This window comes from Myxococcales bacterium (assembly GCA_016699535.1).
In the GTDB taxonomy this organism is placed as follows: Bacteria; Myxococcota_A; Polyangia; order Polyangiales.
Genome location: CP064980.1, coordinates 2,963,446 through 2,985,534, shown reverse-complemented (window position 1 = coordinate 2,985,534; position 22,089 = coordinate 2,963,446). Strand labels below are relative to the sequence as shown.

Annotated in this window: 24 protein-coding genes; 14 read left to right on the top strand and 10 right to left on the bottom strand. The window is 52.4% G+C overall.

Annotation, left to right across the window (positions count from 1 at the left end):
• Positions 1 to 22: 22 nt before the first annotated feature.
• Together IPJ88_14180 and IPJ88_14175 are read right to left on the bottom strand one after the other, a co-directional pair.
• Complete coding sequence (locus tag IPJ88_14180) at positions 23 to 892, bottom strand: MBL fold metallo-hydrolase (protein QQR89340.1); 870 nt, start codon at positions 890 to 892, stop codon at positions 23 to 25.
• A gap of 42 nt (positions 893 to 934) precedes the next feature.
• On the bottom strand, positions 935 to 1,852 hold the full coding sequence (locus IPJ88_14175; protein ID QQR89339.1) for a nucleotidyltransferase family protein: 918 nt from the start codon (positions 1,850 to 1,852) through the stop codon (positions 935 to 937).
• 90 nt (positions 1,853 to 1,942) lie between these two features.
• On the opposite strand from IPJ88_14175, the gene IPJ88_14170 reads away from it, so the two are divergent.
• The 3 genes from IPJ88_14170 to IPJ88_14160 all read left to right on the top strand — a co-directional run bounded on the left by IPJ88_14170 (position 1,943) and on the right by IPJ88_14160 (position 5,090).
• Positions 1,943 to 2,236, top strand: a complete 294-nt coding sequence (locus IPJ88_14170) for a 30S ribosomal protein S18 (GenBank protein QQR89338.1) — start codon at positions 1,943 to 1,945, stop codon at positions 2,234 to 2,236.
• Between the two features lie 98 nt (positions 2,237 to 2,334).
• Positions 2,335 to 3,138, top strand: coding sequence for a PhnD/SsuA/transferrin family substrate-binding protein (locus IPJ88_14165; protein ID QQR89337.1), 804 nt, complete (start codon positions 2,335 to 2,337; stop codon positions 3,136 to 3,138).
• A 167-nt stretch (positions 3,139 to 3,305) separates the two neighbouring features.
• Positions 3,306 to 5,090, top strand: coding sequence for an OmpA family protein (locus tag IPJ88_14160; protein ID QQR89336.1), 1,785 nt, complete (start codon positions 3,306 to 3,308; stop codon positions 5,088 to 5,090).
• A gap of 112 nt (positions 5,091 to 5,202) precedes the next feature.
• Here the strand turns inward: IPJ88_14160 and IPJ88_14155 are convergent, their stop codons facing one another.
• The 3 genes from IPJ88_14155 to IPJ88_14145 are packed head-to-tail and all read right to left on the bottom strand — an operon-like array spanning position 5,203 to position 6,927.
• Positions 5,203 to 6,243 (bottom strand): hypothetical protein, encoded by a 1,041-nt coding sequence (locus IPJ88_14155; GenBank protein ID QQR89335.1) that lies wholly within the window; start codon positions 6,241 to 6,243, stop codon positions 5,203 to 5,205.
• 2 nt (positions 6,244 to 6,245) lie between these two features.
• Positions 6,246 to 6,620 (bottom strand): hypothetical protein, encoded by a 375-nt coding sequence (locus tag IPJ88_14150; GenBank protein QQR89334.1) that lies wholly within the window; start codon positions 6,618 to 6,620, stop codon positions 6,246 to 6,248.
• Positions 6,613 to 6,927, bottom strand: coding sequence for a tetratricopeptide repeat protein (locus IPJ88_14145; protein QQR89333.1), 315 nt, complete (start codon positions 6,925 to 6,927; stop codon positions 6,613 to 6,615). Before IPJ88_14145 ends, IPJ88_14150 begins: the two co-directional genes overlap by 8 nt.
• A gap of 248 nt (positions 6,928 to 7,175) precedes the next feature.
• Between IPJ88_14145 and IPJ88_14140 the strand changes: the two genes are divergently transcribed.
• On the top strand, positions 7,176 to 7,862 hold the full coding sequence (locus IPJ88_14140) for an RNA pseudouridine synthase (protein QQR89332.1): 687 nt from the start codon (positions 7,176 to 7,178) through the stop codon (positions 7,860 to 7,862).
• Here the strand turns inward: IPJ88_14140 and IPJ88_14135 are convergent.
• Positions 7,831 to 8,772 carry a tetratricopeptide repeat protein gene (locus tag IPJ88_14135; protein ID QQR89331.1) on the bottom strand — a complete coding sequence of 314 codons (942 nt, stop codon included), beginning with the start codon at positions 8,770 to 8,772 and terminating at the stop codon, positions 7,831 to 7,833. The genes IPJ88_14140 and IPJ88_14135 overlap by 32 nt on opposite strands.
• 166 nt (positions 8,773 to 8,938) lie before the next feature.
• On the opposite strand from IPJ88_14135, the gene IPJ88_14130 reads away from it, so the two are divergent.
• Positions 8,939 to 9,697 (top strand): penicillin-insensitive murein endopeptidase, encoded by a 759-nt coding sequence (locus IPJ88_14130; GenBank protein QQR89330.1) that lies wholly within the window; start codon positions 8,939 to 8,941, stop codon positions 9,695 to 9,697.
• Between the two features lie 13 nt (positions 9,698 to 9,710).
• On the opposite strand, the gene IPJ88_14125 is transcribed toward IPJ88_14130, so the two are convergent.
• On the bottom strand, positions 9,711 to 10,472 hold the full coding sequence (locus IPJ88_14125; protein QQR89329.1) for a hypothetical protein: 762 nt from the start codon (positions 10,470 to 10,472) through the stop codon (positions 9,711 to 9,713).
• 63 nt (positions 10,473 to 10,535) lie between these two features.
• On the opposite strand from IPJ88_14125, the gene IPJ88_14120 reads away from it, so the two are divergent.
• From IPJ88_14120 to IPJ88_14110, 3 genes are all read left to right on the top strand, one after another.
• A complete protein-coding gene (locus IPJ88_14120) occupies positions 10,536 to 11,453 on the top strand; it encodes a hypothetical protein (GenBank protein ID QQR89328.1) in 918 nt (305 codons plus the stop codon).
• A 74-nt stretch (positions 11,454 to 11,527) separates the two neighbouring features.
• Positions 11,528 to 12,559, top strand: coding sequence for a hypothetical protein (locus IPJ88_14115; GenBank protein ID QQR89327.1), 1,032 nt, complete (start codon positions 11,528 to 11,530; stop codon positions 12,557 to 12,559).
• Positions 12,560 to 12,580: 21 nt separating this feature from the next.
• Entirely contained in the window at positions 12,581 to 13,156 is a 576-nt protein-coding gene (locus tag IPJ88_14110; GenBank protein ID QQR89326.1) for a hypothetical protein, read from the top strand.
• A 43-nt stretch (positions 13,157 to 13,199) separates the two neighbouring features.
• Here the strand turns inward: IPJ88_14110 and rpmB are convergent, their stop codons facing one another.
• Positions 13,200 to 13,439, bottom strand: coding sequence for a 50S ribosomal protein L28 (rpmB, locus tag IPJ88_14105; GenBank protein ID QQR89325.1), 240 nt, complete (start codon positions 13,437 to 13,439; stop codon positions 13,200 to 13,202).
• A gap of 430 nt (positions 13,440 to 13,869) precedes the next feature.
• Complete coding sequence (locus tag IPJ88_14100; GenBank protein ID QQR89324.1) at positions 13,870 to 14,208, bottom strand: hypothetical protein; 339 nt, start codon at positions 14,206 to 14,208, stop codon at positions 13,870 to 13,872.
• Between the two features lie 114 nt (positions 14,209 to 14,322).
• Here IPJ88_14100 and IPJ88_14095 point away from each other — a divergent pair, with 114 nt between their 5' ends.
• Complete coding sequence (locus IPJ88_14095) at positions 14,323 to 14,835, top strand: hypothetical protein (protein QQR89323.1); 513 nt, start codon at positions 14,323 to 14,325, stop codon at positions 14,833 to 14,835.
• A 26-nt stretch (positions 14,836 to 14,861) separates the two neighbouring features.
• On the opposite strand, the gene IPJ88_14090 is transcribed toward IPJ88_14095, so the two are convergent.
• Positions 14,862 to 15,713, bottom strand: a complete 852-nt coding sequence (locus IPJ88_14090) for a prolipoprotein diacylglyceryl transferase (GenBank protein ID QQR89322.1) — start codon at positions 15,711 to 15,713, stop codon at positions 14,862 to 14,864.
• A gap of 232 nt (positions 15,714 to 15,945) precedes the next feature.
• On the opposite strand from IPJ88_14090, the gene IPJ88_14085 reads away from it, so the two are divergent.
• From IPJ88_14085 to IPJ88_14065, 5 genes are all read left to right on the top strand, one after another.
• Positions 15,946 to 17,526: a metallophosphoesterase family protein gene (locus IPJ88_14085; GenBank protein ID QQR89321.1), complete on the top strand. Its 1,581-nt coding sequence runs from the start codon at positions 15,946 to 15,948 to the stop codon at positions 17,524 to 17,526.
• 5 nt (positions 17,527 to 17,531) lie between these two features.
• The gene (locus IPJ88_14080) at positions 17,532 to 18,392 is read left to right on the top strand and encodes a tetratricopeptide repeat protein (protein QQR89320.1); all 861 of its coding nucleotides are present in this window, start codon (positions 17,532 to 17,534) and stop codon (positions 18,390 to 18,392) included.
• Positions 18,393 to 18,447: 55 nt separating this feature from the next.
• The gene (nth, locus tag IPJ88_14075; GenBank protein QQR89319.1) at positions 18,448 to 19,173 is read left to right on the top strand and encodes an endonuclease III; all 726 of its coding nucleotides are present in this window, start codon (positions 18,448 to 18,450) and stop codon (positions 19,171 to 19,173) included.
• Positions 19,174 to 19,238: 65 nt separating this feature from the next.
• Positions 19,239 to 20,522, top strand: coding sequence for a phosphopyruvate hydratase (eno, locus tag IPJ88_14070; protein QQR89318.1), 1,284 nt, complete (start codon positions 19,239 to 19,241; stop codon positions 20,520 to 20,522).
• A 601-nt stretch (positions 20,523 to 21,123) separates the two neighbouring features.
• Complete coding sequence (locus IPJ88_14065; protein QQR89317.1) at positions 21,124 to 22,074, top strand: hypothetical protein; 951 nt, start codon at positions 21,124 to 21,126, stop codon at positions 22,072 to 22,074.
• Positions 22,075 to 22,089: the final 15 nt, after the last annotated feature.

Here is a 22,089-nt window from a genome sequence, read left to right as displayed (position 1 = left end):
TGAGGGTGAAGTGCGTCGTGTCTTAAAACGCTAAGCCATTAAGCTCTGTGCATGGTTCCGTTGGAACGAAACGGCCTTTTTGATCCTTGCCGATTTTTGCGACGGCAATTGCTGGGTCGTGGGTGAAAAACAGATAGCCTTCTTGAGCGAAAAGATCCTCGAGAATTTGCTCTTTTTCGTTGATGAGCTTTTCGGCGAAACGATCATAACCCATGGTGATAGGTACATGCATCCACGGCGCGCCTGGAATCAAATCGCTGGCAAAGACGAGGGGGCCGCGCTTTGTCCGGACCTTGCACAAGGCAAGCCCTGGAGTATGTCCTTCGGAAAACAAGAAGGAAAAGTTTTCGCCTAGAAGGGGTGTTTTCTCCGTATCAAAAAGCTCAAGTCGGCCAGATTGCTCGAGTAGTTTGCCAAGTTCGGCAATGAACGATGCTCGGTCTCGCGGATGAGGCGCTTTTGAGCGCTCCCAGGCAGCTTTGCTGACCATAATTCGCGCGTTGGGAAAACAAAGTTCGGCTTCCTCATTTTGACGCCAAGCGCGAAGTAAGCCGCCAGCGTGATCAAAATGAAGGTGTGAAAGCACAATTACGTCGATATCTTCGGGGCGAAATCCTGCACTCTTCAGATTATCAAGCAAAAGGTGTTCACTTTGCACGACACCGTAGCGTCGTTTGAGTTCCGGTGAAAAAAATGCACCGATGCCCGTTTCAAGCAGAATAGTGCGGCCGCTTGCTTCTTGTACCAACAGTGCGCGGGTGGCCAGATCGATTCGGTTCATATCGTCGGCAGCGATCCAGCGACTCCAAAGCGCTTTTGGAGCGTTGCCAAACATAGCCCCACCGTCGAGTTTTTGTGAGTTGCCAAGAATGGACCAGAGTTTTAAGGGCATTGCTGATTCCTTGTTAAGGTGAATACAGAATAACCCAGGTCTCTAGAGTTTACTAAGCAGATGTCGCAAAGCGTCGCGACCGCGCAACATGCCGTAGTAGCCGACAAAACGTGCAAGCTGTTTCGTTTCATCGATACTCAGGCTTAGGGCGAGGGCTTGTTGCCATCGATTCCAATGTTGAGCCCGGGAGCGGCCCGTATGGTCAAGGTCGATGATTTTCCTTAGCGCTGCCAATCGTAGCGCAGAGGGTTGAAGGGCTTTTACAACCCAGCTAGGAACAGAAAGTCCTTTTTGTAGCTCGCTGGCTCGGAGGCTCACGTAGAGCGCCAGGGTCATTTTCCATGCTTTGGCTTGCTCGACGACCTGATGCCAGTCTGGGCGCCAGACTTCGACGATGCGCCGCATGTCTTCCGAGGAGCGATGGTCAATGATGAAAGAGTGCAACGCTTCATGCAAGGCGGTGTAGAGGAGACTATCGACCGGACAAAGCGTTGGAATGCTTCGTCCCCGAACTTCATAACAAAGTGCACGCTGCCAGATCTGTTCATAGTCGATGGGATAGCGCTGCGTTTGGCAAAAGCTCTCATGCAACTCAAACACAAAGGGGAAGGGCTCGTTTTTGATGTACACCCACTCGTAATGCTCTTGCCGGGTGACCGGCCGGTTCTCTGGGCCGATGCGCGCAAAGCCAAGGGACTCGAGTGTCTGTCCCGCCTGGTAGCGATGCTTGGGCTGCACTAGAACGTCTACATCGCACATCTTCCGGCTCCCCAGATCGGGGTAGAGGGTATCGAGATAGGCTGAGCCTTTCAGGTATAACAAGGGGATGCCTGCCGCCTTGAATTGGCTTGTGATTTCGTCTAAAGCAGTGAGTCTTAGCAAGTTTTGTACTAGAATTTGACGGTTTTTGTCCGTTTGTCCTATAGGCCCTGCCGTAGACTCCTGCGTAATATCCGTCATATTAGGCCTACAATAACATCTCACGGCGCCTAACGCACTTGACAGGGGAGGGATTTCGTTTCAACCTTCCGCCCTCTAAACAAGGAAGCCATGCAGACACAATACGATTCACGCCGTAACAACTCCGATGTCGAGGACCTCAATGGTTTTCGTAATGGGAGGTCTTCAGGTGGCAAGAAAATAGCCGGAAAGCTTGGAATCAGTAAAGAGCAAGCGTTTGACTATAAAAACCCTCAGTTTTTAAAGAGCTTTTTGACGGAACGCGGCCGTATTTTACCACGTCGTTTGACTGGTCTTGACGCCAAACAGCAGCGCGCTCTGACCCGTGCGATTAAGCGTTCTCGGCAGCTTGCGCTTTTGCCTTACGTTGGCAACAGCGAATAGGACGCTTTAGCTTATTCCCTTAATATCGCGATGCGGCCCTGCGCGGCATAAGTCGAGCGCGCTTTGGCGCGGCGCGAGCACTATCAAGAGAGCCTGCTGTGGGTAGCGTTTTTTTCCCTATGTATGATGTTCTGGCCATCCGCGGCCTGACTCAGCGCTGGGCAGAGTTGCTTGCTGGCGGACTAGCCCAACGTGGTCTTGGCGCTGGAGCCAGAGAGGTCTATTGGCCGACGGATTTGGAATCCGCTTGGCGGGACCCGGATCTGCTTCTGAGCCAGTGTTGCGGCTATGCGATTGCCTTCGATGAGCCTGCTGGCTTGGATGTTCTGGCTGTGCCCGCATACGATTTTCCCGGTTGCGAAGGGCCGAACTATCGAAGCGTGCTGCTGGTTCGTGAGGATGAAAAAGGTGAGAGTTTGTCTGAGTTTCGCGGCACAAAGTTCGCTTACAACCAGAAAAACTCGCATTCCGGTTATACCGTACTCCGGCATGAACTCGCTAAAATTCAAGCGACATCGCCATCCTTTTTCTCCAAAGCATTTGCCACCGGTAGCCACGCTGCCAGTATCGCGGCGGTGCAAAAAAAAGATGCCGATCTGAGCTGCGTTGACTGCGTTAGTTATGGGTTGTTAAAACGACACTGTCCTGACAGTGTCGAGGGTTTGCGTGTGCTTGCTTGGAGTGATTCTTCCTTGGCCTTGCCTTACGTCACCTCGGAGCGCTATGCGTCGTTTCGACGGTTGTTGTTGGAGATTCTTGAATATGCCTTTAGCACTCCGGAGCATAGAGAGCTCAGGGCGGAGCTTGGATTGGTCGGTTTTTTCTCAAAACGCAATTCGGATTTCCAGAGCCATCGAGTCATGGCGCAGAATGCAACAAATACGGGCGTAACGGGGCTCTAGCCACTATCGATAAGGGGCCTCGACCATTGACAAGTGCGCGACAAAAGTAACATGATTCGCCCATATTTGGTCAGCGGGCGACTCGCTTAGGCGAGGGTGTGGACAAGAGATGTTTGCCTGCGACTGGGAGCTATATGTGTAGCTTCTGCTAACTTGGAAGGAGAGCCATGACTAAGCTTTACAAATGGCAACGTAATGCCAGCACAGTTGCCGTGAAACTATCCTTAGGAATCGTAGGGTTGCTTGTTATCGGTACCAGCAGCATGGCTGCCGCACAAACCATTAACCAATTTCGCCCTGCGGAGCTCGCAAGGGATGGTTTTGTTATCAGCCGGCCTGACGATCAAGGACACCTGCGCTTTGGTGGTCAGTTGCATTTTGAGTACAACAACGATCCATTGGTTTATGAAGCAAGGCAAGGCGATTCAAACACCGAAGTTTTTTCGCTGATCGAGCATCAGATGGCTGCTCATCTCACACTCTCCTTGGGCTTGTGGGACCGATTGGTATTGTTTGCTGGCCTTCCAGTTAATATCATGATGAAGGAAGAGGACGGTAACTTTGCCGGTGTGGGCCAAGTCAAAGCCGATGGTGCTGGCATCGGTGATGCCTATTTCGGTGCACGTTTGCGTCTTCTTGGCGAACGTGAAGATGTTGGCGCTCTTGCTCTTCAGGTGACAGGGACCTTCCCCACCGCGGAGCTTGCAAATAGCAGTCAACTCTATTCAGGCGACCACTCTCCTCTTATCCATCCAGAACTGTTGATGGAGCTACGTGGTGGAGGCGTGCGTTTCACCGGTAACGTTGGTGCACGTTTTCGCGAAGCACGTCAGTTAACCAACCTCCAAGTGAACGATGAACTTACTTACGGCGTGGGCCTTACTGTGCCGATTGTGCGCGACCGTTTCGATGTGATGGCGGAAGCGTGGGGCTCCACGGGTTTGCAAGATTTTTCAAAGCGCGAGAACTCGCCGCTTGAAGCTCTCGGTGGCGTAAAATACTATTCCCAAGACGGCTTCACCCTCGGTGCATCCGGTGGTGCAGGTATCTTGCGGGGTTACGGCTCGCCGGACTTTCGTGTGATGGCCATGGTTGGTTATGGCGATGCTCTTAAAGAAGACAAGGCTCCAGAACCAGAGCCCATGGGAGATCGTGACGGAGACGGACTGCTGGACGATCAGGACCAATGTCCGGATGATCCAGAAGACCAAGATAGCTACGAAGACCAAGATGGCTGCCCGGATCCTGACAACGATCAAGACGGCGTACTCGATGTAGGAGACGGATGTCCACTTCAAGCTGAGGACATGGATGGCTTTGAAGATGAAGATGGCTGTCCTGATCCCGATAACGATCAAGATGGTATCTTAGACGGTGATGACTCCTGTCCTACCGAAGCAGAAGATCAAGATGGCTTTGAGGACGAAGACGGCTGTCCTGATCCTGACAACGATCAAGACAGCGTGCTTGATGCCGATGATAAATGTCCGACCGCACCTGGTGCACCAGAAGACGAAGGGTGTCCAAAAGCCGTTCGTATCGACACCGAAAAAGGACAAATTATCATCCTTGAGCGCGTTGAGTTTGCGACCAATAAAGATCGCATTCTGAAGCAAAGCTATCCGTTGCTTCAAGAGGTGTACAACACCTTGAAGGTCAACCCACAACTCAAGAAGTTGCGTGTTGAAGGGCATACGGATGATCGTGGTCGTGACAAGTACAACATGAAGCTTTCACAGAAGCGTGCTGAAAGCGTCATGACTTGGCTTGTGAACGCTGGCATTGAACCGGGACGCATCGAAGCCTACGGCTGCGGTGAAGCGCGTCCGATCGATAGCAACAAGACAGCAGCTGGACGGCAAACCAACCGTCGTGTTGAGTTCCACATTGTGGAACCCGCACCGGCGGCAGGAGCGCGCTCGACAGAGGGCTGCGAACTAGTCACGGACTAGGTTCTTAGCTACCACAAGCAAAAAAGCCGGCTCGTAAGAGTCGGCTTTTTTGTTTAACGCAACGAGCCGACTTCGACTTCGACTTCGATTTCGACTTAGTGGGATGGGCTTGCTATCCGTCGGTGGCTTGGGTGTATTGTAGGCGAATTCGATAAGGGGCACAGGTCTCGCGCCAGACGGCGGACGTTACACGAATGTAAACGGTCACAGGATTGTTGGAGCACGACAAGTTGAAGAGCACCTCTTCCTTTGCGTTGTCGCTGTTTGTGCTTTCGCAAGAGTTGTCGGCACCGGGGGTTCCGATTGTGCAAAGATTATTGTTTCCTGGGGGTAATATTTTCGAGCAGTTCGAGGAAACCGACAGATCGTAGTTGCTGGGCGAAGGAATTTCCTCAAGCCATACATGAATGGTACCGCTAAAGCTTAGTGAACCGCTGCTCAGCGTCGCTGAAAACCAGTCGACATCATCGCTCGAGTGCAGGTTGTAAGCTTTGGAATCAGCATTTGTGCCTTGTTTATCCACGGTGAGGGTGAGAGCCTCTGCTGATGTCATACTGTCATTGGCTTCGCCTTCGTCGGGTGTGCAGATACAGCTGTTCTCGACGCACGTTGAATTAACACCGCCGCAGCCGCCGGTTTCTGCATCGCAGTCAAGTTGAGCGCCGCATCCATCATCGATGAAACCGCATGAGATGCCTTGGCTCTCACAAGTTACCGGAGTGCAACCGCATTCATTGTCGATACCGCCGCCTCCGCAGCTAAGCGGTAACTCGCAACCTGCGCATTGCAGGATGCCGCCGCAGCCGTCAGAAAGTAGCCCACAGGCGTTGCTTGGACAGGCGCTCAGAGGGACGCAGGCCTCGGAGCTGCATTTCCCTCCAGCAGAACAATATGGGGTTGCTCCAGAACATTGACCGCATTGCGTGGTCACCGATCCGCAACCATCTGGGTGCATCCCGCACTGGGCTTCGAGCGTTTCGCACGTCGTAGGTATGCAAGCCCCACTGGGAACAGAGTAGCAAAATGAATCCACACAGAACCAATTGCTTGGGCAGTCGTTTAAGGTCTCACAAGCGAAGCGTCCTTCGGGGATTTCCGATTGGCATCCTGTCAATGCGATCAACAATAAAGAGTAAGGTAAGCAGCGCTGCATCGTCAGAACCTACTTGTGACTTTAGCCATGACTCCCGCCCCATGAACACTAACCCGAAGTTCAGTGCGCTCGTCGTCCGAGTTTTGGCTGGTAGAGCTTAGAATAGCCCATCCTATACCGGTAAGACCTGCGGCAACACCAACGCCGACCAATACGCCACCGGTAGCGGATAAAATGGGTGCACGATCCGCTGCAGCGCTCACATCCGACCAGCTACTGCCCCTATCTGCGTTCTCGACGGAAGAAATGTCCTGTTGTGCAAGCAGCAAAAGTACGCCGCCGCCAATCATGGCCGCCGCGCCTGATCCCGCTACGATCCACGGCCAAGCACCTGGTCCATCGCGGTGCTGGCGTTTGATCGAGAGTTCTTTAACCACAGCTTGTTGATTTTTTTTCGCGTTGGATAGACGACTCGAGGATTCGAATGCGGCCCTCGACATGTTCTTTGTCTTTCGCCTCGGGGACCTCTTCCAGATAACGCTCATAAGCAGACAGCGCTTCTTCATCGTGGCGCAATCGGTCTGCTACGGTTGCGATATTATAGAGAATGTCAGAAAGGCCGGTGAGCTTATAAGCTTGCCTGAATAAGCCAAGAGCTTCTTCGAAGTGTCCCTCGTCGTAGGCTTTTTGCCCTTTTATGAAGACTTGCTTGGCTGTAGCAACTTTCGAACTATCCGCTGCCATGGTGGTGCTCGAACTTTGCTGTGCGCAAACGATAGAACACAGACAAGCCCATATGAAGCAGCAGCAACAGAGCCTTTTAACGGAACCCACCACCTTTATAGTATAGCACAGGAAGGGTACCCCATAAATAAATCGCCCATTAGTAACAAGGGATACAAATCCGGTGCTAGTGTGCGCATGTGCACCACCATTGCTCCCAAAGTGTGACAGAACCAAGCATCATTTTTCGAGACAACGATTTTTTAGTTGTGAGTAAGCCAGCGGGCTTATTGAGTACAAGCCGTGGTGATGAGCCAAGTTTAGTGGCATGGGCAAAAGCACGGGATGTTACAGCTCCAAGATTGCATCCTAGTTCACGGCTGGATCGCATGGTGTGCGGTCTGGTTGTTTTTTCAAGGCATACTGAAGCCAACAAGGTCTTACTTGAGGCGAGGAAAAAGGGCCGTTATAGGCGCTGCTATCTAGCGCTCGTTCATGGGCGGCTATCGGCTGATTGTGGAGAGTGGACCTTCCCGATAGCGATTGATCCTCACAATCCAAGCAGGCGAATCGTTGCGCCAAACGGCGCAGCTGGCTTTCGAAATGCACGGACCGTGTTTAGGTGTCTCGATGGCAGTCCGAGTGCAAGCGCTGTCCTGCTCAAGCCGCATACCGGACGTACCCATCAATTACGGGTTCACGCTTCACATGCCACATATCCTCTTTTGGGAGATTCGATGTATGGCGGCAAAAAGCAAATCACGCTCGACGACGGAAGCGTTCTTTTTGCGGCCAGGCCCATGCTGCAGTGCGCCGCTATTCAAATTGAGCTTGCTTCACGCACCCTGGAGCTAAGCATGGATACCGCACCAGATATGGTGCAGTTATGGTCGGAACTCGGCCATGACTCCCAGGCCCTGCGATTTACTCCTGACTGGTGGGAGATAGATTGTTAACGGCCTCGTGAAGTAAGCTTAGAACTTCATCTTCGAGCAGGCTGAGCTCTTGGAAATTTCGCTCGAGATTACGTTGATAGACGTAAACCGCGTGCTCGTCGATATGCAGGCTAATGCGGGGGTCCATGCCCGTGGCTACGCTTTCAGGGCCTGGCAACTCACTCACCACGATGAGCTTGTTTTTTACAAATGGTTTTGTCTCTTCGTCCGTGTTTAGCAGTGCGCGACGAACACGCTGCTCGAACAATTCAGCAGGTATGGACCATGGCGGTTTTTCGCTGCCTTGTTCGAGCTCTCGCGATTTCAGAAAGTAGACTAGGGCTTCATCTGCTTGGTCCTGTTTTTTATGAAACAGTCCAAGATAATACAGGGAGTCCGGGCACTCAGGCTGCTCTGCAAGGGCTTGCTCAAGCAGACGCTTTGCTTGTTCAAGGTATCCTGTTTCAAATTTTGCGCGCCCAACCAAGAAATAAAGCTTTGGGTTTTGAAAGGGCCCGTTTGGGAGCAAAGCCACGGCGCGTTTTGCTTCATCAGCTTGCCCTTGATGAATAAAAGCCTCTACCCGGAGTAGAACTGCATCGGCGACTTCGTCGGACTCTTGTGCAACGTCGAGCACATCGTCAACAAGATCAAGTGCTTCATCAAAATCATGAAGCGGATGGATAAGGACTTCGGCTGCATTGAGTTTTGCTTCAATGTACGAGTCATCGAGGTCGATAGCTTGGCGATAATGTTCAAGGGCATCCTCGGCATCGCCCTGCGCAGCGCGAATGAAGCCGAGCATGTTGTGTGCCTCGGGAAGGTTCGTGTCGAGATCGAGCAGTTCTTTGGCCGAAAGCAAAGCTCCGCCTAAATCACCTTTACTAATGAGATCCCATCCTCGGTCTAAATGTGCGCTTAGTTGATCCATGGCTATTTTCCTTGCTTTGATCCACGATAAAAGGGTGTCAGTCAAGCCGAAGCCATCTGAGGATGATATCGAGAAATATAAAAAAATAGGTATTTTTCTCTGTTTTTCGCTCTTATTGTCTACGGGCTGTCTTGGGGCAATTCGTCCAAAGGGCGCGGCGCTTTCCATGGGAAAGCCCAATGACGGCCTGCTTTTGCATGGTATCGAGCTTCCCGACCAGGGGGAGGGTTACGTGAGGGCTCGGCCAAGAGAGGCCACTGGCTGGGCTACCCCGAGGCTGGTTCAGGCGCTGCAGCGTGCCGCTAAGGCGGTAGCTGACCGTTATCCTGGGGGAGAACCCTTACGAATAGGCGATCTGTCTTGGCGCGATGGCGGCGAGCATCCGCGGCACGGCTCACACCGCAGCGGCCGGGATGCGGATGTCGTTTTTTATGCGTTGGATGATGAAGGCCAGCCAACGCGCGGACGCGGTTGGATCGCGTACAACCGGCAAGGTTTTGGTGTTGAAAATCACGCGCCCGAAGGCATGGCCGCCTCCGGCAAACTCTATTGGCTTGATCTGGCGCGCAACTGGTTTTTCGTGCGGAGTTTGCTTAGCGATCCAAGCATCGATGTGCAATGGATATTTTGTTCATGGGGCGTTAAAGAACAGCTTTTGCAATATGCTTCTCGTTTTGAAACAGATCCCGATATTTTATTTCGCGCAAACTGGATATTGCACCGCCCAACAAAAGCACGTCCACACGACGATCATTTTCACCTTCGTCTTATGTGTTCTGCTGAGGAACGAACGCTGGGTTGTGTGGATGGTCCGCCCATTTGGCCATGGCTGCGGGACACTTTCAGAGTTGGAGCGGTTGCCGCTCAACCCGAACTCGATGATGCTTTTTTGATAGCGGAGCTTATGAAAAGCGAAGCGCCATAGTGAACGGCAATCTTTAGTCCAACAACTCTTTGCAGGTGTCTGCCAACTGCTCGACCGATTTTGCTGAGGCCATATCAATCCAGTTAGGGTTTTGCTCATAGCTTTCAGCGATTTGTTCTCGGTCCATTTTATCGAGCTTCCACAGCAGCACGCGGGCATGATCGGGCATGTCCGGACCGAGTGCGACCAAGGTGGCGACGCTCACGGTTGGCATACTGCCATCGATGATCACAAGATAGTGCCTCGGATCGTTTTTTACAGCTTCAATCAAAGCAAGTACGTCGTCGACTGCTTCGACCCGAGCTTTGTCGCTAAGAAGATCGGAGAGTTGTAAGATGCAGGGATCATCCATGCTGGCCATCAATACAACGTTGGTATGTGTTCCTTCATCAGCTTCTTCGTCAGCGCTGCTCGCAGGCTCTGATGATGTGTTCCTTGTTACAGGACCCGACGATCGTTCACTATCTTTGATAGCCGCCGCGACTTCGGCAATGGGTCGTATTTCGCTCGTGCTCTCTTGATCGCTACCCAGGGTAAGACGATGAAACTCTTCAAGGCCCAGCCGTGCGGTGCGTTCGCCGACAATTTGTTCTAAAGTCTGCACCAGTGGTCCACGTACAAAACTCAAAAAAGCGGAAGTGCTTTTTGGAAGTTCGCTGAGACCTGCGAAGTTAAGTGCAACGGCAATAACCTCGTCCCTCACATCCGGAGCGACGACACTGTCTAGGGCCTCGTGCAAGGCATAGGCGAGCATTAAGCTTGTATTGTCTGGCATTCATCTCCCGGGGATGGTCTGCTAAGGGTATCGTAAGGTACAGACTCACAGCAAGCAGCGTTGATGACATCCTATATCACAGGAATCGATGAAAATGGTTTGGGGCCGCGCTTGGGTCCTTTGGTGGCGACCGCAGTGACGGTAAAAGTGCCGTCTTACGAGGCAGAGTACTGGCGAAAAATTGGCATCTCGATAGGCGTTACCGATAGCAAAAAAAGTTCTGGTTTTGGTCAGATGCGTTTCGCCGAGGGTTTTGTGCTTGCAGTGATGGAATCTCTGCTCGGACGACAGCCGCGTAGCTACTATGAGCTCCTTGCGGCACTCAGTTTGGATGATATCAAGATCCTCAAAGCGCCTTGTCCAGTACAGAGCGAAGCGCAATGTTGGCAAGGAAATACAGCGTTGCCGGCATGGGGAGCGTCGATCGATCAAGGCCGAGCGTTGCTCTCAAAGTTAGAGCAGGCCGGACTTCAAATCGTGCGAGCACGCTCAGCGCTGGCTTGTGCTGGCGTTTTAAATCAACAAGCGGCTCAGGGCGTTAATCGTTTGGCGATCGATCTTTGGCTGTTTGAACGTCTCGCCCTTGATGCGCGTGCGAGTCTCGAATCTAACTTGCTCACGCTTTGTGGCATGGTCGGTGGAATACGTTCGTATGTCCCACGACTGCGAATCATCAATCCAGATCATGTAACCGAGGCAAAAGAAGAAAATGGCATAAGTCGCTATGCCGTGAAGAACTTAGGCGAGCTTTGTTTTTCGGTAGATGCGGATGCCGAACATTTGCCTGTGGCTATCGCTTCGATGATCGGCAAATACCTGCGAGAGCTAGCCATGAAGCAACTGTATACCTTTTACGCACATTATCTTCCTGATTTGCCTGAAGTAAGTGGCTATCATGACTCGCGGACGCGGGCTTTTGTGCAACAAACGGCGTTGTTTCGAAAAAAACGTGGCGTGTCATCGACATGTTTTGAGCGTTAGTGTTTTGAACTTAACATCACTCATTAGACAATGCGCAAACCTTCTTCTAAACTGAAAGAGATGGGTGAAACGCTGTGATAGATCAGAACGAAGCCAACACCATGAGAGTCGTTGTGTTAGGGACTCAGTCGAGTGGAGGTCAGCGTGCAATTACCCAGTCCATTGCCGACGCCATTGCAGAGGGCACTCGGCGTGATCCGGGTTTACCCAAGCGGGGCGTAGCTGCAGCGCCTGAATCGCTGGCTGAAGGTTTGCTTGCGGATGCCGATGCAGCAGTTGCTTTGGACGCGACATCCTTGCGCCAAGCGATTGAAGCCGGCGTGCCTTTGTGCGTAGCGGTCTTACCCACCTTTGATACCGCCTGGGCTGGCGAGCTTGCGGATGCCGATCATGTGATGGTGTCTCATGAAGCCTTGGTGTCAGACTTAGTCGCGCGCGGCGCACGTTCCGAAACGGTTTACGTGACAGGCCCGGTTCAGCCCAAGCTCTTTGATCCTTGCGTGGATCTAAAGAAGGCTAAAGCGCGTTTTTCCTTGCCAGACTTACCGGTGGTTCTTGTCCCGACGGCGGGTCTGGACGCGATGGATTTTGGTATGGCACTCACCCAGTTCGCCAAAATGAGCGATCGCTGTTTTTTTCTTTTTGACGTGGGCGACGATGCCGAAGCTGCGGATGCTTTGCGCCGTGAGGTGCCGGGTCGCGTTCAGCATGCCATGATGTTTGCAGATCGCGGAGCGAGCCATGAATATTGGCAACTGGCCGATATCGTGGTGTCTCGGGCTCGAGGCTGTGATGCCATGCAGGCCCTCTCGGTGGGGGCAAGCTTGCTTCTCCCAGCACCGGGGCGAAGTGATACCCGCGCAGCGGATATTTTAAAGAAGGCAGGCGTGGCGACGGTTGTATCCTCGACGCGCGAGCTTAGTGAAGCTTTGGACGCTGCGTTGGCGAATGAGGCTAGGGCGGCGGCAAAGCAGGCCATCAAGAAGCTTGATTTGCCTTCTGGGGCACGTCGTTTGGCCCTCCAGCTGCGTAAATGTTGGGCTGCAGGCAGCGAGTCTGCATCGGTTTGGCCACGTGGACTGCCGAAGGGACTGGAGACCTTGTAAGCTTTGGGGTAAAGGCCTGCAATGGCTGAACGTTCATTGCAAGGTTACGCTGGATACCTCCCTAAAAACCAGTTTCTACAAGTGCTTCGTTGGCTAAGCGGCCTAGCGCTGCTCAGTGCGAGCTTTGAGGCGCTGGCTTTTTTGCTTAGGACTACGCGCAAAGTCAGAGTGGAGCTCTCAGAGCGCCGTATTTCCGTCCACCGTCAGCTCACCATTCTTGGTAAACCCGTACGCGAGACTCACGCCGAGTTTCCCGTTTCTTCTGTTCGCGCTGTGGTGAGTCATAGCCGCTACCCCTACGTCTATCTCATTGCGGGGGCTTTTGCGCTGGTACTTGGTGCCGTGCTCGGTATCCGCTGGTTTAGCCAAGGCCTAGGTTCTGCCGATGTTTGGGCAATCAGCGTGGGCCTTTTCTTTTTGCTCGCAGGTATTTCGTTTGACTTGCTCTTAAACCTGCTTGTTCCAGGACTAAAGAAACACCATTGCCTCGATATCTATCTGCAGGGCGGACCCGATCAACGCATTGCAGGTTTAGATGAAGCTGAACTTAGCCAGTGGCTCACTGCATTGCGCAACGAAACATCAGCAGTATCTTAAAGGATTGCTGCAAGTACGGCGAGAACCTTCTTGCGACAGTCCCTTAGGCCTGAGCGACTTTGCGACGTTGGATTTCACGAAGCACTGTTTCGATGCCGCGTTTTTCAATCTCGCGAATCCCTGCTGTGCTCACGCGCAACGTTACCCATTTTTTCTCGCTTGGATTCCAAAAACGCTTCGACTGAAGGTTTGGATGGAGCCGTCTCGGTGTTTTAATGTTCGAGTGCGATACGCGATTGCCGCGGACAGGTTTTTTACCGGTGACTTCACATATTTTAGACACGACTAACTCCTAGCGATTTGAGGGCGGACTATGCCTCAGTTTTCATATCAAGGCAAGGGCACAAACAGAGCATACACGCGAAAGAATTTGGGCTTTTCTGAATAAAACTTAGCCGATTTATCCGGAATCGAGCCGGGGCTGCAGGGTGAGCTTGGTGCTCAGGAGCGGGAGTCCACAGTCCCCACCTGGATCGAAGGGGCCGGTGACCCTAGGCGTTTTTACGGAAAAATAGCGCCAAGACGATGGCACAGACCTTGCGTACACGGCGTGCGCTAAGCTTGTCGGGCTGCGCGATGATAGTCCCAGATGCACCGGATGGGAGTAGCCCTCATCGCTCGTACGAGCGATGATTTCTCGGAGGGAATTTCAAAACTCTGTCTTCAATACAACGATCACGCTCCGCAACAGATGCAACTCTGAACGCGCAAGGTCAGTCTCGAGACCGGTGTTTTTTCTTTTCTTTTTTCGACTCCGAGGGCGTGTCTTGTTCGGTGACGGATTCTTGAGCAGGCGCAACAATGCTTTGCAGGGGCAGTGCTTTGTCTTTTTGTGCCAAGTCACTCATTAGTTTTTGAACTTTATCGTGCTCAAAACTGACTTGCCGAGAGAGTGCTTCTATGCTGGAACGTAAGCTTTCCGTCTCGGTATGGAGACTTTTGCCAAGCATCCACATGCCGCCAAGTAGGGTTGCTAGCACTGCGAGCAACACCAAAAATGTCATTGGGTCAGCGTGCCGAGCATGGGAATGGGATCCATTGTGTTTCGCCATGGCTTTCTCCTTTTGTGCTGCTACGGTAGCTGGCGTTAGGCTTTAGGCCAAGTTCTTGCAACGATAGCTGCTTTGGTGATTGACCGGCTGAGCCTGTATGCGTACTTTTAAGGGATGCCAGACCCCTTTTTGCGTTTTTCGCTGCTTGCCGCCGGCCTCTTGTTTGTGACTTTTTTGTTAGTCAAACTTAGGGCGCCCGCTCGTTTGGATCGCCACCAGCGTAAAGATCTAAAACAGCGTCTGGCGGCTGCCAAGCGAGAAGCAAGAGAAGCCGAAAATGCTGAACAAAAAGCTTCAGCGTGGCGCAAAGCTGCAACCATTGCGCTTGACGAGCTAGGGCAGCCTTCGCTCGCAGGAAGTTATGCACGCCGGGCAGAGCGTGCCGACCCAAGCGATGAAGCAGCCATTGGGATATTGGTTCGGGCGTTGCGTAGTGCTTCGCGGCTTGCAGCGCTCGAGCGTTTTTTGTGGAGACGTTTAGCGGCTGGCCCACAAACGCAGGGTGCTGCGTATGTGCGTGCGTTCAATGAACTAATTTCTCTTTATGAAGGCCCACTTCGCCGCAAGGCACGGGCCAAAGCACTTAAAGCCTTGGCTCCACAGCTCATGGGAGCTGAGCGCCGTTAGCCAAGCCGATCTAAGAGCTGAGGTTTTCACTCGTTTTCCGAGTCAAGCTTCGCCCAGTGCGGAACACTAGGTTCGGGCTTGCTCATCACGTAGCGCAAGAGTGCGATGCCTACTAAGAATAACAGGATCGAGGCCCATTGCCCTGGGGTAAGTGATAGATAACGAACGTCACCGAGACCGGGCGCATCGCCTGGGGAAAGACGCAGAAAATCCAAGAAGAAGCGTGCCGGAGCGTACAGAATCGGAAGCAGGGCCAAGAAAAAACCGGTCTTGCGTTTTTTGCGGTCCAAAAGCGTGAATAAAATAGCAACAGCTATTGCCCATAGCGCCTCGTACAACCCGAGGTCATGACGTGGCTGCCATGGTGGCATACCGACTTGGTAGTTATCGACAGCAAGGAAAAAGTCGCTGACTTTACCGGGATGGTCGTGCGCGGTGAAGCAGCCAAGGCGTCCGAAAATCCATCCGAACAAAAAACCGTAGCCGATAAAGTCGGCCATCATGAGCATGGAAAACTTCTTTCGCCTAGACCAAATCCAAAGTCCAAGCACGCCGCCAATGAAACCGCCGAATGATGAAAGCCCCTGCCAAAACTTAAAGAGAAGCAAAGGATCTTCGGCCAAGCGCTCCGGATGATAGAAAATTACATCAAGCATATGAGCCAAAATAAATCCGACAATCACCACCCATGATACCGCGTCGGCGGTGACGACGGGTGAGACGCCAGACTTGGCCGCACGCCAGTCGGCGATTTTCGCACCGACAAGCACGCCCGTGGCTACGAGCAAGCCAAAAGCGTGAATGGGTAAACTTCTGTCCCCAGGCAGAGGAATCTCCCAAGGGCCGATTTGTATCCAAGGTATAAACAGCGTAAGCACGAAAGGGAGCCTAGAGCAGCTTGGTTGATTTTTCCACACTTAACGTGAACGATGTGAAATCGAGGAGGATGGTGCGATTGCTTCTTTGAGACGGTTGGTACCGCTGGTGCTCTTATTTAGTCGCAAAAATGGCGGTTTCCGTTTCAAAAGACTTGCGTTCATCTGTTAATTCACAAGAAAATCCTTGGAATGATCTTTGCAAAGCATGGGTTTGTTGTGTGGGGAGCATGGGATGAGGGCAAGAACCGCAATTAGCTTTGGTGTGCTGTTGGGCTGCTGTGTAGTCGCGTCGGGCTGCTCGGACAGCAAATCACAGGAAAATTTAAATGACGCCGGGCAAGATGCTGGTTCCGATGGCGCCGGACTGGGCGACGGATCCACAAATCCGATTACCAGCAGCTGTATCGAGGATTTATCGGTGCCGGATAGCTGCGGTGATGGTAGCTGCGATGAGAACGAGCTTTGTGGCAACTGCGCGCACGATTGTGGTGCTTGCGCCGATAGTGCACCTAGCGTTCTGCGCGGGCCTTACTTGCAAGTTGGTACGACAAGCAGTGTGATCGTAAAGTGGCGCACACTGAATGCAACTGATTCGGTGGTGGCCTACGGGTTGAGCCCCGATACATTAAGTTGGGTGACGCGATCGGATACGAATACCACGGAACATGAAGTGACACTGAGTGATTTGTGTCCTTACGCGGATTACTACTACGCTATTGGTTCATCCACAGCCACCTTGGTTGGTGGCGATGCCGACCATGTGTTCCGTACCTCACCTGAGCCTGGTCAAATCGACCATACACGCATTTGGATGATTGGCGATTCAGGACAAGCGGGTAGCGGACAGCGAGCGGTGCGTGATCACTATCTACAATACACTGGGGAGCAAGGTACCGATGTCTGGATCATGTTAGGGGACAACGCCTACAGCAATGGAACAGATCAAGATTTTCAAGATGCGGTTTTTGATCCGTCCGGAACCGATGGCTATGCGGAGCTCTTACGCCAACAGGTTGTATGGCCTACGATTGGCAACCACGAACACACTGGTAATTCCAATGCGCCGTATTTCGATATCTTTACGCTTCCAACCCAAGGTGAAGCCGGGGGTGTGCCTTCTGGCACCGAGCGGCACTACGCTTTTGACTACGGTGACATTCATTTTGTGGTGCTGGACTCGGATACCGAGAGCAACGATTCGGATGCCTTGAGTTTGCTTGAAATAGACTTGCAAGCCAACGACAAGACCTGGCTTATTGCGTACTGGCATCATCCTCCCTACAGCAATGGCGCGCACAAGACCGATGACGAAGGCGCCATGACAAGCATGCGTGAAAACTTTGTGCCCTTGCTCGAGTCTTACGGTGTGGATTTAGTCTTCACGGGTCACAGCCATTCCTACGAGCGTTCTGCACTTCTTTACGGGCACTACGACACATCGGATACGCTCGATAAGGAAATGGTGCTCGCTCGAAATAGCGATACCGACTGGGCTGATGGTGATCCAGACTCCGATGGTGCTTATCTGAAAAGCACCGATTGCATCCAGCTTTCAGGGCAGCAGAGCGCTCCTGGGACCTGCGGCAGCGTTTATTCGGTGGTGGGAAGTTCAAGCAAAATAAGCGATTCTGATTTCCCGACGCGTTACAATGGCGGTGTGTTGATGCCCATGATGATCACTTATCAGAAAACGATGGGCTCAGTCGTGATTGACATTAGTGGCAACACAGCAGACGTGGTGTTCTTGGATGCAGGATCGTCGGGGAATCCGGATTATGTCATCTCAGACCATTATCAGCTTGTGAAACCATAAGGCCGATGTTGCTAGTGTTTAGAGAAACAAAGCGTTGGTTGAGCTGGGCCGTTCTGTGGACCGTGGTGCGGTGCCTAACTGTGGCTACAGTTTTCGCACACGGCGGTGTGCATGAGCGCATCGACGCTGTTAATAGAAAAATTGCCAACGATCCAGGTAATGCAAAGCTTTATCTCGATCGAGGGGAGCTGCACGCTAGCCACGGTGATTTTCAGTCCGCCTATGCTGACTACCAGCTTGCCAAAACGTTGGCGCCTAAGCTGAGCGAGGTTGACCTTTATGTCGGAATGTTGTTTGCCAAAAAAGAAGAGTGGCAACGCGCCGAGACGAACTTGAGTCGTTTTATTAAAAAGCAGCCGAAGCACGCAAAAGCTCGAATCGAGCGAGCTGCTGTGTACTTCAAGTTAAATAAAACACCGCAAGCTGTTGATGACTTAAGTTCCGCTATCGTGCTTGGCGTGGCTTCGCCGAAGCTTTATGTGCAGCGTGCTGAGTGGGTGGCTAGCCTTGGTCCTCAATCCTTTGATAGAGCGCTTGCCGGAATTGATGATGGGCTCAAAGCTCTTGGTCCGGTCGTATCTCTTATGCGTTTTGCCATCGATTTGGAGCGAAAACGGGGCAATTACAAAAAGGCTTTGGAGCGTGTGCAGAGCTTGCCGCAAAAGATGAGGACATCGCCGCATGGCCTGGTGTTAAAGGGTGATCTATTGCTTGAGAGTCAAAAAAGACAGGATGCTATCATGGCGTATCAAAGCGCTCTGGCGGCTTTAGAGGCGTTGCCAGCAGCACGAAAACGGGCGCCTGCCATGGCCGAGCTTCGCGCCGAGCTTCTGCGCAAACTCAAAAGCGCTAAGAAAAGCCCCTAACTAAAGCTAAACTGTTGTGCATTGCAAAAGTGCAGGCTTTTGCCAAACTCCCCGCATGTCGCTCACTGTGGATCCGAATAAAAAAGAGCAAGCTCGGCGCCGAGCAATTGCAAGTCGTTTGAAAAAGACCATCGAGCATCCCAAATGCGAACTTGATTTTTCTTCGCCCTGGCAGCTTCTGGTGGCAGTGATTCTAAGTGCGCAAAGTACGGACAAGGGTGTGAATCGCGTCACGCCTGAGCTTTTTCGTCGGTGGCCTAAGCCCAAAGCATTAGCGGAGGCCGATCGCAGTGAAGTTGAGCAAGTGATTCGTCCTACGGGATTTTACAAAAACAAAACGAAGTCCATATGCGGTGCTTCACAGATCATCGCTTGCGAGTTTGACAGCGAGGTGCCTCGCACAATGGAAGATCTGCTTAACCTTCCAGGCGTGGCGCGCAAGACAGCCAATGTGGTGCTGGGTACAGCTTTTGGCATCGCTTCAGGCATGACGATTGACACGCATGCCGGTCGTGTGGCGCGACGTCTCGGCTTAACCCATCACGACAATCCGGTGAAAGTCGAAGCCGATCTTTGCGCCATCTTTGCTAAACACTCTTGGGTTGATTTGGGCCATCGATTGGTCCTGCACGGTCGCTACGTGTGTCTGGCCCGAAAGCCTCAATGTGCGTTGTGTCCGCTGAACGAGCTCTGCCCCTCGGCCGCAGAAAAAGCCCACGGCAGCGTCAAAGAGAGGCAAAAGAAGGCTTATTCTTTGATGGTTGAGCAGCATCACCGATAGAGGCATTTTGTTGACCTTCGCTTTTTAGGATTGAAAAGCTTGCGCGTTAGCAGTAGATGGAGCGCATGAGCACGATCAAGCAAATTCACGCACGCGAAATCCTCGATTCACGGGGCAATCCCACGGTCGAGGTGGAAATAACCCTCCAAGATGGCAGTTTTGGCCGAGCCGCGGTGCCCTCTGGTGCATCGACCGGTGAGCACGAGGCGCACGAGCTGCGCGATGGCGATAAGCATCGCTATCTCGGTAAGGGCGTGCAGCAGGCGGTGAAACATGTGGGCGGCGTGATTGCCGAAGCTTTGATGGGCAAAGATGCCATAGATCAAAAAGGCATCGATGACATCATGATTAAGCTTGATGGCACCGACACCAAGTCCAAATTAGGCGCCAATGCGATTTTGGGCGTCTCCCTTGCCGTAGCGCGAGCAGCAGCCGCTTCAGAGGATAAAGCCCTTTGGCAGTATCTTGCGCAGGGTAAAGAGCCTTTGCTGCCTGCTCCAATGATGAATATCATCAATGGCGGTGAGCATGCTGACAATGGCATGGAAATCCAAGAGTTCATGGTCATGCCGGTGGGTAGACCCAGCTTTTCCGAAGCCTTGCGTTGCGGTGCTGAGATTTTTCATCACCTCAAAGCGCTGCTCAAGTCCAAAGGCCTTGCAACCAACGTGGGCGATGAAGGCGGTTTTGCGCCTCAGCTTGCAAGCAATGCCGAAGCGCTGGCTTACATTGCTCAAGCGGTTGAAAAAGCTGGCTACAAGCTCGGTGATGACGTGGTCTTGGCCCTCGATTGTGCCGCCAGTGAATTCTACGATGCCAAGAGCAAGACATACACCTTTGATGGCAAAGCGCGCAGTGCAGAAGAGTTGATTGGCATCTACGAAAAACTTTGTGGCGATTATCCGATTGCGTCCATTGAAGATGGATGCTCTGAAGACGATTGGGAGGGCTGGAAAGCCTTGACCGACAAGCTTGGCAAGCGCACCCAACTTGTGGGTGATGATTTGTTCGTGACCAACGTCAAGCGCCTCAAGATGGGCATTGAAAAGAAAGTGGCCAACGCGGTGCTTGTCAAAGTCAACCAAATCGGCTCGGTCAGCGAAACCTTGGCCACCATGGCCCTTGGTGCAGAGCACGGCTACAGCAACATCGTTTCACATCGTAGCGGCGAGACTGAAGATACCTTTATCGCTCATTTGGCGGTGGCAACTGCCGCTGGCCAAATCAAGACGGGTTCAGCCTCACGCTCCGAGCGCATCGCCAAGTACAACCAGCTTTTGCGCATCGAAGAAAGCCTAGGAAGCAAAGCCCGCTACGCAGGCCGCAGCACGATAGCCGGGCAGCGGTAAGTTTTTTGCTCGATCTACTATTGCCTTGACGGTGCCCCGGCGTCGTTGAAATTACACTGCCCGCGTTGTTCTCGAACGACACGGACATGTAGGCAAGGTTTGCATTGAGTGTCTGCCCTGCTGGGGGCTATTGTTCGGCAAAGCGCGTGCTTATGACGCGGCGTGTCGTGAACGAGAGTGTGCCGCTATCCCCTTGAGCACACATGGGGAGTCGTTTTTATTGCTGTTTTTCTGCGCGCACATGTAGGGCGGTTTTTGCCTTGCCTCTGGGCACACTTCCTGCATGTTCAAGCTGTCGGAGGAAGTGAAATGCAGCTTAACATAATGAATAAACCTACCTTTGCCTTACGTCTGGTGACCACCATCTTACTCTCTGTGATGTCCTTCGCTGGCCCTGGCACATTTTTCCAACGAAAAACCACTGCTTTCCCTGGCCACGGATTTTGCCCTGAGTTTCAATACGCCTTGGGACGATGTAAACACTTGCCTGGATAATTTCATCACCAATCCAGCTTTTGATACCGCGCTCACCGTTTGCGGCGATACGATTAATAGGGAAATCATCGCGGCTCTTTTTGCAAACAATGGCGAGAAATTTGATATGGCGATCAAGACTTTGTCCGTTCTCATAGCCGTTAGCGATCATCCGGGCGTGGCGATTATTATTGAGCGATTTCTTCGCGCGAAATTCTATGAGCGCTTCCCAACGGTGGGAGCAGCCGTCTCCGCTGCGGACGATGCCTCAGCAACCCAAAACGCATTGGCATTTATCGACAAAGCTCTTTCGGAACTTGTGCTTCCGGGCAAAGCTCATGCGCAAACTGGCTTTGAACTCCCTGTTGCTGGCGCGTTGCTGCTCTTGGCTCTTGGGTTGATTGTTATTTACGCAATTTACCTCCTAATCCTGAATGTTTGGAATTCAGGTGGTATTCAAGTGGGTAGTCGTCCGATCAGTGTCCGCCAAGCGGCTGAGGCCTCCTCGGCAAGCAACGACGCTCTCAAGACAATCGTTGACATTAACGGTCATCCGAAAAGCCCTCTGGATCCGACGCAACTGGCCGAAGAGCTACTCGCTATCGAAAGCCAACTTGAGACCTATGCCTCCAACGCATGGATTGTCGCTTCACAATCGAATGCTGGTGACGCCAATGAAGAAGTCAAGGCTGTGACCGACAAGCTTGCAGAAGCTCATGAAAAAATGCTTGCTTGTTTAGACGGTGATGAAGCTGCTTGTGGCGCCGCCCTAGAACTTTACCGTGGGCTCGTCGGGTTGTTGCATACGCTCATTAGGGCGATTTTGATGGGCAAACAAGTTGATCCAGAGCTTTTGCAGAAAGTAGTAGCGGCACTGAGAGAAGCGCTCGTAATTCTTGATGACTACGGTCGAGCGCTTGGACCTTTGGCCTTCCGAGTGTTTGCAGACTTCCGGGTTGCGATTTGCATGGTCACGGAGGCAGTAGCGCGAGGAGCCGTCGAAGATCAGTCGCTTGTCGAACAGTCCTTTACCAGCATACTGATGGGCTGTTTTAGAGAAAGCCTACCAAAACCATAAACGGTTTTTGTCAAC